Genomic DNA, 12129 nt, shown 5'->3' with positions numbered 1-12129 from the left:
AATAATCATAGAAACTGAGTTTACCTTTGTTGACGCTGCTCTGGATAACGGGAACCTTTTTGGTTCCCGTTTTTTATGGTGATAATTTCCATAATCAAAGTATTGTTTTTATTTACTTTTATAGTTAGTGAGTCTTTTGGTCACCCATGATCTAAAAGCTTTTGGATCATGGGTGACCAAAAGCAACAAAACCTTCTATCGTTGATTCTTGAGATAAAAAAATGGGAGCCTTATTGGCTCCCATGACGATAGATTTGTCGCGGTGTTATTTTTCGAATTGTTCTTTGACTAGACGATCAAGAAGACGTACACCGTAGCCTGTAGCGCCTTTCGGCTTATTCGGAAGACCTTCACTGGTCCAGGCAGTGCCTGCGATATCAATGTGAACCCAAGGTGTATCATTTTCAACAAAGCGTGCTAAGAATTGGGCGGCGACACTGGCTCCACCAATACGTAGCTTGTTGCCGTTATTGCGCATGTCGGCAATATCGCTATTGAGTAAGCGGTCAAATTGCCCACCCATTGGCAGTCGCCAAACTGGTTCTTGCTCGACTTCGCCTGCTGTAGTGAGTTGCTCAACCAGAGCATCATTGTTTGAAAATACACCGGCGATCTCTTCACCCAATGCAATCAGTACCGCTCCCGTCAGTGTGGCTAAATCAAACATCGCTTGAGGTTTAAAGTTACGCTGTGTGTAAGTCATTAGATCACACAGAACTAGGCGACCTTCAGCATCGGTGTTCATGACCTCGATAGTCTGTCCTGACATACTGGTTACCACATCGCTAGGGCGCTGGGCCTTATCACTCGGCATGTTTTCAACCAGACCAAGTACACCAATGGCATTCACTTTTGCTTGACGTTTAGCTAGGGTGACCATTAAGCCAGTAACTGTTGCGGCACCACCCATATCTTCTTTCATGGTATTCATGCTGGCATTGGGTTTTAGAGAAAGGCCGCCGCTGTCAAAAGTAACGCCTTTCCCTAGAAAGGCCACTGGCGCTTGAGAAGCGTCACTGCCAGAGTACTTTAAGATAACCATTAGGCTTTCACGAGCCGAACCTTGACCGACACCAAGGAGAGCACCCATTCCCAGTTCAGCCATCGTTTGGCTGTTGACGACTTCAACTTCTAATCCGTGTTCTGTGAGGCATTCGCAGAACTGCGCATAGGACTCAGGGTAAACCACATTGGCAGGCTCCCAAATGAGATCTCGAGTGACTTTCACACCTTCGACAATCGCATCAAGTGGCTGATACATGTCTTGGGCGACTTGAGGGCTAGCAGAGGAAAACGTGACACTTTCTAATTGATACTTGGCTTGCTGTTGTGGTTGAGTGCGGTACTTGTCAAAACGATAGTGGCTCAATTGCAAGCCATAGGCAAAATGAGCGGCTTGTGCAGGCTCTTCGGTAATCACGTTAAGCTCGGTTAAACGTAGCGCTTCAATGTGTTTTACGAGAGTATCTGCTGCTTGCTGAACATCAAGATCTGACCCACTTTCGACTCCAAGGATAAGTACTCGTTTCAACTCGCAACCAGAAGGGGCAACGATATGAATCAAGGCGTCTTTGCTCGCGGAAAACTCTTCTACCTCAAGCGCTCGACTGAGCGCGCCTTGGGTCTGGGCATCCAATTGCTGTGCAAGCTTAGAAAGCGGAGCGCCTTTAGCCATCAAAAATAGAGCGTTACCATCAGTGGGTAGTGTGAGCGGAGAAAACTGTATCTTCATCTGTGAGGTGTCCTTACTAATTTATTGTATCGGCGTTGAATAATGACGGGTCACGGAATGACAAAGAAAACACGACGTGAAGCCATATAAAGTTTGAGCAGAGAGCGATAAGCGCAGAGCCAAGCGATAGGAATTAAGTGGGTTTTCTTTATAAAACAACGCCTGTCAGTAGGGTACGGGATGGCTATTCAATTCGCAACTAAGCTCGGTCGATCAATATGCATTGTTATAATATGAAACGCGCATTGCGGATTGGGTCATATAACTGAGCCCCTGAGGTGTCTTGGTAAGAGCAAATACAGTCAATGAATTAAGTGACTTGCTATCGATTCGAAAGAGCGCACGGAGAGAAAACGAAAAAAGCCTGACGAATGACTTCATCAGGCTTTTAGAATATGGTGGCCCCTCGCAGACTTGAACTGCGGACCAATCGATTATGAGTTAGCCACTAACGCAGGAAGTCTAGGAAAACCGAGGTAAATTAAGCGTAACTAAAAATACCTTAAAGTATTTACTAAACAGTAGTTTAGCGTAGTTTTGGTAAAAGTGTCAAAACTAGTGACTGTACCTCTAGTGTACCTTTTTTCGGTAGTGGTGGTTTTCATAGAATGAAAATAAGACTTGATAGAATTTTACCTGTTGTCAAAATCTGACACCCATTCTTGTAGCTCGGGGATGCTTGAAAAGCAAGATGATAATGCTTGAGTTATCATGGGGTTATTTCCATGCTTCATCAGTTGCCGAGAATCTGTCCGTAGACCAATACACTGTTTGCCTAAAGAAAAAGCATACCCTAACTCAAAGCATGCCCCCTCATCAATGCTTCTTCCGTCTAGAAGTATCAGTAAGATATCACACTTTTTTATAGCTTCAATATCACCATTAAATACACTTCTCAAAGAGCTATTAACATCGCCACCATTCTCTATTTCTTCAAAGACTAATCCATTATCTCTTTGAGGAAGGAAAACATCAAAGCTTGAAGACAGTAAACTCTCTAAGTATATATTGAACTGAATTTCAGAATCGCAAAACAAAGGAGCTGCTAAGTATAATTTTTTTTTCACTTTTTATCTCCGCTGTGTTTTTCTAATAGTTTATTGAAATCGCAGGTTTTATATTCTGATAAAAATATATTTCTTACGATCTCTTTGGTTACCGATGCTATAGATTTATTTCTAGTGTCTATAAATTTTACATTTCCATCTAGCACTGGATCACTATAAACCTCAACTAAATGATTTTGCTGTCCTTTGAGGTATTCACTGTCACCTTTTCTACCTCTGTACTTTTGTCTATATTCTAATTCTTTAGGAGAACCTTTTAAAAATATCACACTAGCTTTGGTTACTCCCTTTTCTGAAAGATCATTTCTACAAACAATTTCTATTATTTGTTTAGCTTTATCCGACCATTCTGTTTTATCGACAAAAGCAAATGCGTCTACAGGAGCTCTGTCCATGACATGTATTCCTGCTTTTGCTATTTTAAACCTTCGGTTTTTTTGTCTTACTTGCCCTAAAATCCAATCATCGACTTGCTGTCTCTCTTCATTATTAAGTTCATTTGATGGTTTTGCTATAAGATTATTTCTTTGATCTAGCCATTCATCAACAATACTCATTCCTTGTAATCTGCTTATACAAGAGGTTTTACCCACAGATACTGGTCCAGATAAATGATAAAGATAATTTTCACTTACGCCTGCTTCATCATACAAATCAGAGAATTTGTCATCATCTAATAATGATATAATTTCTATTAAACAAGAAATTTCCTCATCATTAAGAAATAGTGTAACAAAATTATATAGTTCAAAATTAACCCTTGTTATTTCCTCGATTTCTTCTTTAGTTGGTTTTTTTTCCCTGCAGTAGTGAATATAGTAGTGGACTGTTCCTGGGGAAGAGCGTTCTGTTTGTCTTAATATACTTCTCATCCCCGGGTCGTTTAATGAGAAACCAACAAATAGGCATGGAGACCTTGAAAAATAGTCAAATAAAATTCTATACTTTCCTGTAGCTGATTCTATTATTTGATCTGATATTGACTCCTCAGTTAGTATTACTGTCTCTGAATACCTATCGACTGCATGTTCAGGAATAAAACCATTTGGATGATATACTACGGGCCTATTGTTCTGTATTACAAAATTAGGTCCCCATGCAGTGTAATACCCAATGGTATCTTCTGAATCTTTATTTTTATTTAATGCCTTCTCTAATAGTTCATCATAGTTATAACTTACAACTAGGGGAACTTTATGGCATAGCTTTGCCAACTCATTTAAATAAGGGTGATCATCTATTTTATTATTTAGGTTCCCAACATTTTCGTATAATGATTGACGTAGTAAATCCCGCCATTTTGTTGCTATTTCCGGTTCATGAAGCATTGGATCCAATGTGCAAAAATCATCACTTAATTCATGATGATTTTTGAATCTTGAAAAAAGATATTGTGCCTGCATTGGCTCTGCATTGTTATCCCGGTGTTCTCCATTGATTCCTGAATCATGCATTTTTTTAGATATACTACTTAATAGCTTTGTCCAAGAAGGAAATCCTGCAGAAAGACTTAACCCAGCTCCAAGTGTTATACCTAGCTTTCTTTCGGAAGATAGTTGTCTTAGATGTGATATTGCTACTGGATATTCCTTTATTAAGTCGATGCTTTTTGTTTTATTTTTCATATTAATAAACTTTTATATTGATTTTAATTTTCCAGAATAATTTATATTTTCTAATGACTGTTTTATTGCATTATAGTAACTGTCTTTTGAGTCAGTGTGTATTTCATTTATTTTATTTTTTATTATGAATTTCTTTAGAGTAAATTCTATTTTTTTTGTTATTTTGTTTCTGTAATCAAGTGAAGATAAATTTAAATTAACATCATAGGGTTCTATTTTTTTTGAGGTTTTTATAAGACCATACTTTCCAGATAATATAAGGCATTCTGAGTTTGGTTTATCTGCGCAGCATAGGTTGTCTATAAACCTTTTTGATTTGTACATATCTTTAGCTAAGCAAGGGATTTGCGCTTTTTCTTTGGAACAGTTAATTATAAAAAGTATCATTGATATTAACCTTTACATTAAAATTAATTAATTTTAATAATCTATTCCTTCGAGCATAAACCTATCTTCTCATCATGTGAACTAATGTTCAATTGATAGACTAGGCGCATGTGGAGTCACTTGACGTTCTTTCAGTACCTGTACCGTGACTTCGAGCTATCCCTTTTCTCCAAAGCCTCAGTCATCTTAGTTGACGCACCTTTCATTTCCAGACGCAGAGCTTCAATCTCTTCAGGCGTAAGTGGTCTTGGTCCATCCTGGTTTAGTTGATCGGAACTGGATAATTTGGCTTCTTTTCTCTTTCTCAACTCCTCTCTGGCCCATTTTGACGACTCCCGCATGTCTTTCCTCAAGTTTTCCTTTTCGGCTTCTGTGAGGGGGCGTGGTGGCTCTGTATTGGGTGCTTTTCTTTTCATGTTATCTCTATTGATCTAGCTACGTTGATCTCAGTGGTTTAATTCATTCCCTTCTTGGCGTTCAAACCATCATCTCACCATGTGCACCAATGCTCAATAAGTAACCTATACCGACAGCCGGTGACCAAGCTTCCAACGGGAGTCCAGAGGGGCTTGCCCCTTTGGGCATAGCGCAGCGTAAACCTTCAAATTCTATTCGAACGTCAGTTCGCGAAGACATTGATTCATGGTGAGGTACGAGGCATGAATCAATGCATGAAGTAATAGGTTAGGAAGTCTGTACAGTTCTCACTTCTCGTGCTTCCCGTGGTCCCGTTTTAGAGTCTCACTTTATCGACGATATGGTTTGTACGAGTTAAATTGCTTCGTTTTAAGGGCAACTGAACAGTGATTGATGAGTAAATCAGTAGAAATTGGAGTTTGGGGTGGGGTCAGAATTGCTCACTAGTGGCGCAAAATTGAACATTTCTAGATTTCAGGCGTGCGAATATGACCGGAGTAAACCGGCGTGTTGTATTTAAGTGTTGAGCTTGGTTTAGGTACCGTCAGCTCTCGTTGCTAAAAGGCTCTGCTTCGCAATAACGATAGTCCAGCGTTGTTTGCAGCGATATCGCCATAGAATGAGCGATACGAGCACTGTGGCCTTTAAATACTCGCCATTGATTACTTAGCCCTTTAGCTTTGAGAGATTTAAGTGCGTGCTCTTGCTGCTGAGAAAGCCAATCTTTTTTGAACCCGAGTTCAGTCATGAATTTTTTCGTGAACCATTTATAAGCGGGCTTGTTGAAGACCTTTCCTTCACTCGTACTCATTCTTGCAGTGATACTATTTAAGTAGCCTGCATCGGTAATTTTTTTGATATACCGGTACCAAGTGGAACGGGGAATCGTTTCGTTGTGCAGTCGTTCATGGCGTTTCATGAAGGCTTTGTATGTAATCGGATCCAAGAACTCTTTTTTGGCTACGCCGATACGCAAAGTCGACCAATCTACCGCATCAATTAAGGTTTCGAGTATTCGATACATTCGGAGGCGAGCGTCTTTGCGGCATATATCCAGCGATTTGAGCATAAAGCTACGTACCGGGAATTTAGCGACTCGGTCTGAGACTATACGAGTGGTTTCTGGTACTGCTTTGAGCCTTTTTCCTCGATACTTGTTAAAACGGTGCTTATTTTGTCGGGTGCTGCTATTGGTTTTGTTGGTCATGGGATCACCCTTTGAAGATAGAACATGTCAGGGTGAAAAATGAGCACTTTATATCTTTAAAGCGTGCACTATAATGAGTAACTGTCATGTTAATTTCTCTGTGAAGTCTTAATGTGAAAATGCAGGCCGGTGTTGCGAGCACCGGCCTGTGTGTCTTGATTATTTGCGTTACTTAAACGGCCAACCTCTGGTTTTGTTGGTTTGCTTATTCAACGACATCATTCCTCGATATGCCTTATCGGCCACTTTGTTTTGAATCCCTTCCAGCACGTCCGCTAAGCGATAAAGCTGCTTGCTGTACTTGGTGGTATGTGCCCACTGACCAGCAAAATAAAACGCCAGCATCACCAGGAACATGACCGCGAAAAACGCGCCAAAGTCGATTAAGTTTTGTGGTGGGAAATGCAGTTCCATACTTATTCTCCTCTATGCCTAATGGTGAAATCCTGGAGACCTGTTCTCTCAGAACTTCGGTGTGTGATTTCTTTAGCCAACCGTCTACCGGCCAGTGAAAACTCAATTCGACTCACGCCCCATACCTGCGGCTCTCGCGAACGGTGTGTCACCTGTACTTGGTTCTTCGGACTTTGCAGAATCGCTGCCAATTGAGCCTGTCATCATGTCGGCCATGTCTGAGTTGGTGGCCGATTTAAACGCGGCTTGAAGGGCGGATGCGCCACCGGCGGTGCTCATCACTGCACCAGCCGCCATTCCTCCGGTGGTCATTGCGGCCCCGGCCATTGCTCCGGCACTGATGTTGCCCGAACTGGCGGCGGCCCCGGCGCCTGGGATGAGACCGGCAACGATATTGGGAACGGAGTGGATTAGTAACACCAGGACCAACGCAACAATAAAAATAACCAGTAGCTCTCGCATGGGTGCGTCGTCAGAGAGGTTGACCAGGAATGAATCCATGATGGACATCGCAATGCCGATCATGAGAGTCATCGTCATGAGTTTTAACGCCAGGCCAAGGACGTTACGGAAATAGTTAATGGCGATATCGGAAGTCCAGCGCGAGCCGCCAAAGCCGAGGACAAAGATGCCTGCATAACAAAGTACCCAGGCCGACACCAAGGCCACTAACACGTTGGCAGAAACGATCGTCATACAAACGACAATCAGCAGGGTGATGATAAAGATTGCCAGGCTATCGAAGGGGCTGGAAAAGCTGTAGGCATTGCCTGATTTAGCCACAATATCCAGAGCAATACTGATCGGCTCAGATGGTGTCAGTTCACGGGGTAACCCCGCAGCTTCTGCACCAATGATTCTCAATGAATCGATGATGGACGTGGCAAACTCAGGGCCATTACGTAGCAGCCACAGAAAGAAGCCGAAGGTCATTATGAAGCGGATAAACTCGGCAAAGAATTCTCTGATATCCGCTTGGCGGAGGAGGAGGGTTCCTCCGGTCCAAACCAGAGAGATAGTACCAAGTAGCCAGAACAGCCAACTGGCATAGTTGGTCATCACGCCAGTCCAGGTACTGGCGACCGTCATGAACTGTAATGCGACGTCATCCAGCACACCGTTGTTATCAATGGCAGCATGGGCGGCTGCCGAAGGGAGAATCAAGCCCAAGGAAATTACCTGACGAACCTTCATGATCAGAACCCCTTATTCTGGCTGCGATCGGTAGGGTCACCCATGTTCCAAAAGCAGTTGGCTTGTTGTTTTTCGGCTTTGGTCAGGTTCGGTGAGTCGCAATCGATATCTTTGATGTCTTGCGATTGGTCACAGCCAAGCAGAAGTAATGACGTAAGCAGGCACAAAGCGATAGATGAAGTAATTTTCATGCTTAAAATCCTCTGTTTTGGGAACGGTCGGTTGGCGAACCAAAATCAAAAAGTGCTTCGTGGGCCGCTTGTTGCAGTGCCTCTTTATCGGCATCTGCCTGCATCCGAGCGCCCACAGCGTTTTGCTGAGCAATCAATAAACTGCGGATTTGCAGCAGTTGGTTAGCCTGGTTACTGGCAAGCTGATTGGCATAACCGATAGCGGCCATCTGACCATCGGCTCCCTGAGCGGCTGATTGCAATCGTTGAAGCTGACGGGCATCGGTTTGTAAGTTGTCTTGCTGGAGTGCTAGGTTGTTGAATAAGGCGTCGTTGGCCTTTTTCTGAGACTCAGAGGCCAAACGACGGTTTTGGATCATGGCAGTCCTTTCCGTTTCACTGCATCCTGAAGAGGAAAAGCAAGGAGAACTGCGGTAGTAGGCCACATCTTGAAATTTGCCCAGATACTCATCCAGACTGCCGAGCTGATTCTGATAGTAGGCGAGCGTATTGGTCGCCTGAGTCAGGTCATGAATTGTGGATTGAGCCTGGTCCCAGATGTAGGAAGCCGGAGCCATGGTGTTTTGCAGCATGTTTTCATATTGCTGCAATTGGGACTGATACTGCTGGATCTGTTTAGCGGTCTGCGTCACGGCTTCCATCGCTGAAATGATGTTTTGTTGCAGGTTAACGCCATCGGCCACCGGTATACCGGACCAAACAGGGCTAACGTGGGCAATTATCCCGCCGAGTGCTAAAAGGCGAATTTTAGCCGCTAAAATTTTTGTGCTGATTTTCATCGTGTATTCCTTACTGACGTTTAAGTGGGTTATCGACTTCTGCTCTTCGTGGCTTGTTTCTGTTTTTTCTGCGCCATTTCAGCGCGAAGTTGCGCTTTCCGTTGTTCCAGTGCCGATGGCCTCTGATCCTGTGGTTTGGCAAAACGCATGACATCAAGCTGGGAAATAGTGCTGAGCGTGTTGCGCCTGATGCCAGGCGGCGCTTTGCCTATCGGCGGAACACCACGTCGCTGAGCCTTATTCGGTGTGGCCTCATGGTTGGCAGACAGCAGTGCGAGTCGGCGTTGTTCCAGACCTTTATCGCTGAAAGTGAGGGGCAGGCCGGTATCTGCCGCTGCGCGGATCACGCGAGCTTTAAACTCCGGGGAACCATTGACACTGATTTGATTGCCATAACGCCCCAGGGCTATTTTCAGCGCCTGAGTTATCGCTTCGGAATCGGATTGAGTCGAAACCTGGAGGCGTTGACCATCGTCACGGACCGCGCCATTTTTGGAACGAAACAGAACGGTGCCGGTTTTGGTGATTGAATCGATCACACTGCCGTGGTCTTTGCGTGTCTGTCCGTTTCCCTGGAGTGTGTTGCCATTCAGTGCCTGAGCTGCTTCTCGCGCTCGCAATGCGGCTAATGCTTTTGGATCACCGTGTTGTGCTTGGTGCTTCAGCCAGTCGGCCCAGGTGCGCTTGCTGTGAGTTTGATAAACCTGTTGGCGTTCTTGTCGGTATTGTTTATGGATAGAGTCCAAGCGGCTTTGCAGTGCCTGACTCGCCTGGGAATACAGCACACGTCTAGTAAATCGACCGCTGCCGGTCAGCTTGATGGCGGCGCGGCGAACCTTGTTGTTATTTTTGGCGTTGCTGATTTGCTGGTTTTTCTTGTGGCGAAGCTGCTCTAAATTGGCGGCCTTGTGAGTCGCGAGAGCCTTTTGCTCACGCTGATAGCGTGCATACAGTTCGCTGGTATCGATGCGTGTTTTTAGCGGCTGCTTTTGGTAATTGCGCTGCGCGGTTTGGCCGGAGTGATTGCTATCGGTCTGAGACGGTTGGAAAGTACCGAATCGAGCTTCTAACTTGGGCTTTGAGAGATAGCGCGCAACCGTACTGGCTTTGACCGTGATGTCATTGTCAGCCGAGAAAACCAAACCATTACCTTTGGCCGATAGCGTTAGGCCATGTGTGCGGCAGGTATCGTGCAGTTCAGCCCAGGTTTGGGCGGCTTTCATCTCTTCTAAGCACTCTCGTTTAATCCAACCTGTCAGGCTCTCAATACCAGAATGTCTCTCCATGTCAGCCGCGCGCGCAGCGTTGTGAGTTTGCTGTGGTGTGTGATTGTCCTGCTGGAGTCCAAACGCTTTTTCTAACTGCTCACATTGTTCGGCCAAGGTTCGATAGGCGGCATACGGTTCGTGCATAGTGTGGCGCGTGGGATGAATCTTATTGATGGCAACATGGATATGCAGGTTGTCGGTGTCGTTGTGAACGGCGCTGATACGTTGATGATCGCTAAATCCAAGGCTGTCACACACACGTTTTTCAATCTCTGAAAGCACGTCCTGCTCAAGCTGTTCACCGGCTCGGAAGCTGATGATCAGGTGATAGGTTTTATCGTTCTTTGCCCGGGTGTTCGACTGCTGAGTGGCAAGCACTTCGCTGATTGCGTCCCGCACGGAATCGGCGTGGCAGTTCGTCAGCTTTACGTGCCCTAAGCGGTGCTCTTTGCTTTGAGCATCGGTGAGGTAATTGATTAAGCCGGCAAAATCAGATTTGTGCGTGGAACGCATCGGAATGTGTTTAACAATCATGACTATTACCTTTGGCGCAGGACCGACTCCATGATGGTGCTCATCTGATCTTTGGTGGTATCAATCCGGTTCAGCACGGCTTTAATGGTCGGCACACCGATTTGCGCGGCTTTAACATCGTTGGTCAGCCAGAGTTTGAGTAAACCGCCAAGACGGCCAAGATCGCCGTTGACCTTAACCAGTTCCCGCACTTGCTCAGCATCGACGACGCTTTTCACTTGGCGTCCCTGACCAATTCTGCGCAGGTAAGTGGATACGCTTAGCCCGGCTTGTTTGGCGTTGGCTTCAATCAGTTCGCGTTCTTCCGGCAGGCAATAGACTTTGATTGGCGTCGTATTCTTCCTGGTAACTTTCTCTGCATGATTCATGTGTTGTCTCCGTCTCGAACCGTCTGTTACTGACTCGGCCCCGCAGGGCAGGATTACCGTTGAGCGCCCTGGCGCGAATAAGGGAAGTGAAGTGGTAACCGCCGACTTGTCGGAGGGACCACTTCACCTATCCTGCCCGCAATATCGCCCGCAACTGTGTTTTGGATACCGCAGGTATGCTGTGCTGTTATCGCGCAATTGCGCGTAAACCAGCCCAAAAGCAGGCAAAAACACGAACAAACCACATCAATACCAGCGAAAAACACACAAAGTTGTGTCGGCGTTGCGCGTTGGTAGCGCCGCGACTGCGAGCTAACAGCGGGTAAACAGCGTGGCTGCGTATTCATATCAAGTCCTGCGTATTTGGCTTGGCATCAAACGAAAATCCGCTGATCTTGCGAGACACGTTTTGCTTCTCTTTCATTGGCTTATTGGTTGTGCAGGGCTTGGGGGCCGTCGTGATGTACTGCTTTACGTAGCGCAGAAATGTTTCATAGCGGAACGAGATATATTTCTGCTCCGTTAGGTACTCCCAAATGGTTTTGAGGTTATATCCGGCCTCAATGCTTTCCTCGACGAAGGGTTGAACGCCAAGGAAGGTCGCGAGAACTTCCTGTTTGGTAGGGGGGCGAGTATTGGGCTGGCGCTGAATAATCCAGGCTTGCAGCTCTTTGACGTAATCCGACATCTCAAGCCTCCATATTGTTCGGGGTAGCCTGGTCAATTAAGTTGGCGATATCGGAGACTTTGAAATAAACCCGTCTGCCTATTTTTAGTCGATTGGGTTTCAGCTTGTTGGCTAAATCGCAGTTAGTGCGAAGAGTAATTCTCAACCCTTCAGGGCTGCGATGCAGGATCTCCGCGACTTGAGTAAACGAAAGCAGCGGTGAATTTCCGTATTTGTTGTACAACCATTCTTCAGTCGTCATGTTGCTCTCCTTCGTAA

15 protein-coding genes are annotated in these 12129 nt (G+C 45.2%); all 15 read right to left on the bottom strand.

Annotated elements, in window-relative coordinates:
* Window positions 1–265: 265 nt before the first annotated feature.
* The 15 genes from ACFFUV_RS13825 to ACFFUV_RS13755 all read right to left on the bottom strand — a co-directional run bounded on the left by ACFFUV_RS13825 (window position 266) and on the right by ACFFUV_RS13755 (window position 12112).
* Window positions 266–1732: a leucyl aminopeptidase gene (locus tag ACFFUV_RS13825; RefSeq protein ID WP_390193805.1), complete on the bottom strand. Its 1467-nt coding sequence runs from the start codon at window positions 1730–1732 to the stop codon at window positions 266–268.
* 632 nt (window positions 1733–2364) lie between these two features.
* The gene (locus ACFFUV_RS13820; protein ID WP_390193803.1) at window positions 2365–2799 is read right to left on the bottom strand and encodes a nucleoside 2-deoxyribosyltransferase; all 435 of its coding nucleotides are present in this window, start codon (window positions 2797–2799) and stop codon (window positions 2365–2367) included.
* Window positions 2796–4424, bottom strand: a complete 1629-nt coding sequence (locus ACFFUV_RS13815; RefSeq protein ID WP_390193800.1) for an SIR2 family protein — start codon at window positions 4422–4424, stop codon at window positions 2796–2798. Before ACFFUV_RS13815 ends, ACFFUV_RS13820 begins: the two co-directional genes overlap by 4 nt.
* A 12-nt stretch (window positions 4425–4436) precedes the next feature.
* Window positions 4437–4811: a DUF6884 domain-containing protein gene (locus ACFFUV_RS13810; protein WP_390193797.1), complete on the bottom strand. Its 375-nt coding sequence runs from the start codon at window positions 4809–4811 to the stop codon at window positions 4437–4439.
* A 131-nt stretch (window positions 4812–4942) separates the two neighbouring features.
* Window positions 4943–5227 carry a hypothetical protein gene (locus ACFFUV_RS13805; RefSeq protein WP_390193794.1) on the bottom strand — a complete coding sequence of 95 codons (285 nt, stop codon included), beginning with the start codon at window positions 5225–5227 and terminating at the stop codon, window positions 4943–4945.
* A 545-nt stretch (window positions 5228–5772) separates the two neighbouring features.
* The gene (locus ACFFUV_RS13800) at window positions 5773–6435 is read right to left on the bottom strand and encodes a hypothetical protein (protein ID WP_390193792.1); all 663 of its coding nucleotides are present in this window, start codon (window positions 6433–6435) and stop codon (window positions 5773–5775) included.
* 168 nt (window positions 6436–6603) lie between these two features.
* Window positions 6604–6849, bottom strand: coding sequence for a hypothetical protein (locus ACFFUV_RS13795; RefSeq protein ID WP_258644999.1), 246 nt, complete (start codon window positions 6847–6849; stop codon window positions 6604–6606).
* Between the two features lie 102 nt (window positions 6850–6951).
* A complete protein-coding gene (trbL, locus tag ACFFUV_RS13790; RefSeq protein ID WP_390193788.1) occupies window positions 6952–8043 on the bottom strand; it encodes a P-type conjugative transfer protein TrbL in 1092 nt (363 codons plus the stop codon).
* 2 nt (window positions 8044–8045) lie between these two features.
* The gene (locus ACFFUV_RS13785; protein ID WP_017048919.1) at window positions 8046–8234 is read right to left on the bottom strand and encodes a hypothetical protein; all 189 of its coding nucleotides are present in this window, start codon (window positions 8232–8234) and stop codon (window positions 8046–8048) included.
* A 2-nt stretch (window positions 8235–8236) separates the two neighbouring features.
* A complete protein-coding gene (gene trbJ, locus ACFFUV_RS13780) occupies window positions 8237–9013 on the bottom strand; it encodes a P-type conjugative transfer protein TrbJ (protein ID WP_017048920.1) in 777 nt (258 codons plus the stop codon).
* Window positions 9014–9042: 29 nt separating this feature from the next.
* Entirely contained in the window at window positions 9043–10815 is a 1773-nt protein-coding gene (gene traI, locus ACFFUV_RS13775; protein ID WP_390193784.1) for a TraI/MobA(P) family conjugative relaxase, read from the bottom strand.
* Between the two features lie 5 nt (window positions 10816–10820).
* Window positions 10821–11183, bottom strand: a complete 363-nt coding sequence (gene traJ, locus ACFFUV_RS13770; protein WP_222767671.1) for a conjugal transfer transcriptional regulator TraJ — start codon at window positions 11181–11183, stop codon at window positions 10821–10823.
* A gap of 53 nt (window positions 11184–11236) precedes the next feature.
* Window positions 11237–11530, bottom strand: a complete 294-nt coding sequence (locus ACFFUV_RS13765; protein ID WP_390193782.1) for a hypothetical protein — start codon at window positions 11528–11530, stop codon at window positions 11237–11239.
* Complete coding sequence (locus ACFFUV_RS13760) at window positions 11527–11871, bottom strand: TraK family protein (RefSeq protein WP_222767670.1); 345 nt, start codon at window positions 11869–11871, stop codon at window positions 11527–11529. Before ACFFUV_RS13760 ends, ACFFUV_RS13765 begins: the two co-directional genes overlap by 4 nt.
* A gap of 1 nt (window position 11872) precedes the next feature.
* Window positions 11873–12112, bottom strand: coding sequence for a helix-turn-helix domain-containing protein (locus ACFFUV_RS13755; protein ID WP_113600399.1), 240 nt, complete (start codon window positions 12110–12112; stop codon window positions 11873–11875).
* Window positions 12113–12129: the final 17 nt, after the last annotated feature.

This window comes from Vibrio olivae (assembly GCF_042428525.1).
Taxonomy (GTDB): Bacteria; Pseudomonadota; Gammaproteobacteria; order Enterobacterales; family Vibrionaceae; genus Vibrio; species Vibrio olivae.
The sequence above is the reverse complement of the archived record's forward strand: the minus strand, read 5'-3'. Positions and strand labels throughout refer to the sequence as shown.

Coding starts and splice junctions, on each gene's coding strand:
- ACFFUV_RS13755 (WP_113600399.1), bottom strand. CDS start 12,112: ATGACGACTGAAGAATGGTTGTACAACAAATACGGAAATTCACCGCTG.
- trbL (WP_390193788.1), bottom strand. CDS start 8,043: ATGAAGGTTCGTCAGGTAATTTCCTTGGGCTTGATTCTCCCTTCGGCA.
- ACFFUV_RS13795 (WP_258644999.1), bottom strand. CDS start 6,849: ATGGAACTGCATTTCCCACCACAAAACTTAATCGACTTTGGCGCGTTT.
- ACFFUV_RS13805 (WP_390193794.1), bottom strand. CDS start 5,227: ATGAAAAGAAAAGCACCCAATACAGAGCCACCACGCCCCCTCACAGAA.
- trbJ (WP_017048920.1), bottom strand. CDS start 9,013: ATGAAAATCAGCACAAAAATTTTAGCGGCTAAAATTCGCCTTTTAGCA.
- ACFFUV_RS13765 (WP_390193782.1), bottom strand. CDS start 11,530: ATGAATACGCAGCCACGCTGTTTACCCGCTGTTAGCTCGCAGTCGCGG.
- ACFFUV_RS13800 (WP_390193792.1), bottom strand. CDS start 6,435: ATGACCAACAAAACCAATAGCAGCACCCGACAAAATAAGCACCGTTTT.
- ACFFUV_RS13810 (WP_390193797.1), bottom strand. CDS start 4,811: ATGATACTTTTTATAATTAACTGTTCCAAAGAAAAAGCGCAAATCCCT.
- ACFFUV_RS13785 (WP_017048919.1), bottom strand. CDS start 8,234: ATGAAAATTACTTCATCTATCGCTTTGTGCCTGCTTACGTCATTACTT.
- traJ (WP_222767671.1), bottom strand. CDS start 11,183: ATGAATCATGCAGAGAAAGTTACCAGGAAGAATACGACGCCAATCAAA.
- ACFFUV_RS13815 (WP_390193800.1), bottom strand. CDS start 4,424: ATGAAAAATAAAACAAAAAGCATCGACTTAATAAAGGAATATCCAGTA.
- ACFFUV_RS13760 (WP_222767670.1), bottom strand. CDS start 11,871: ATGTCGGATTACGTCAAAGAGCTGCAAGCCTGGATTATTCAGCGCCAG.
- ACFFUV_RS13825 (WP_390193805.1), bottom strand. CDS start 1,732: ATGAAGATACAGTTTTCTCCGCTCACACTACCCACTGATGGTAACGCT.
- traI (WP_390193784.1), bottom strand. CDS start 10,815: ATGATTGTTAAACACATTCCGATGCGTTCCACGCACAAATCTGATTTT.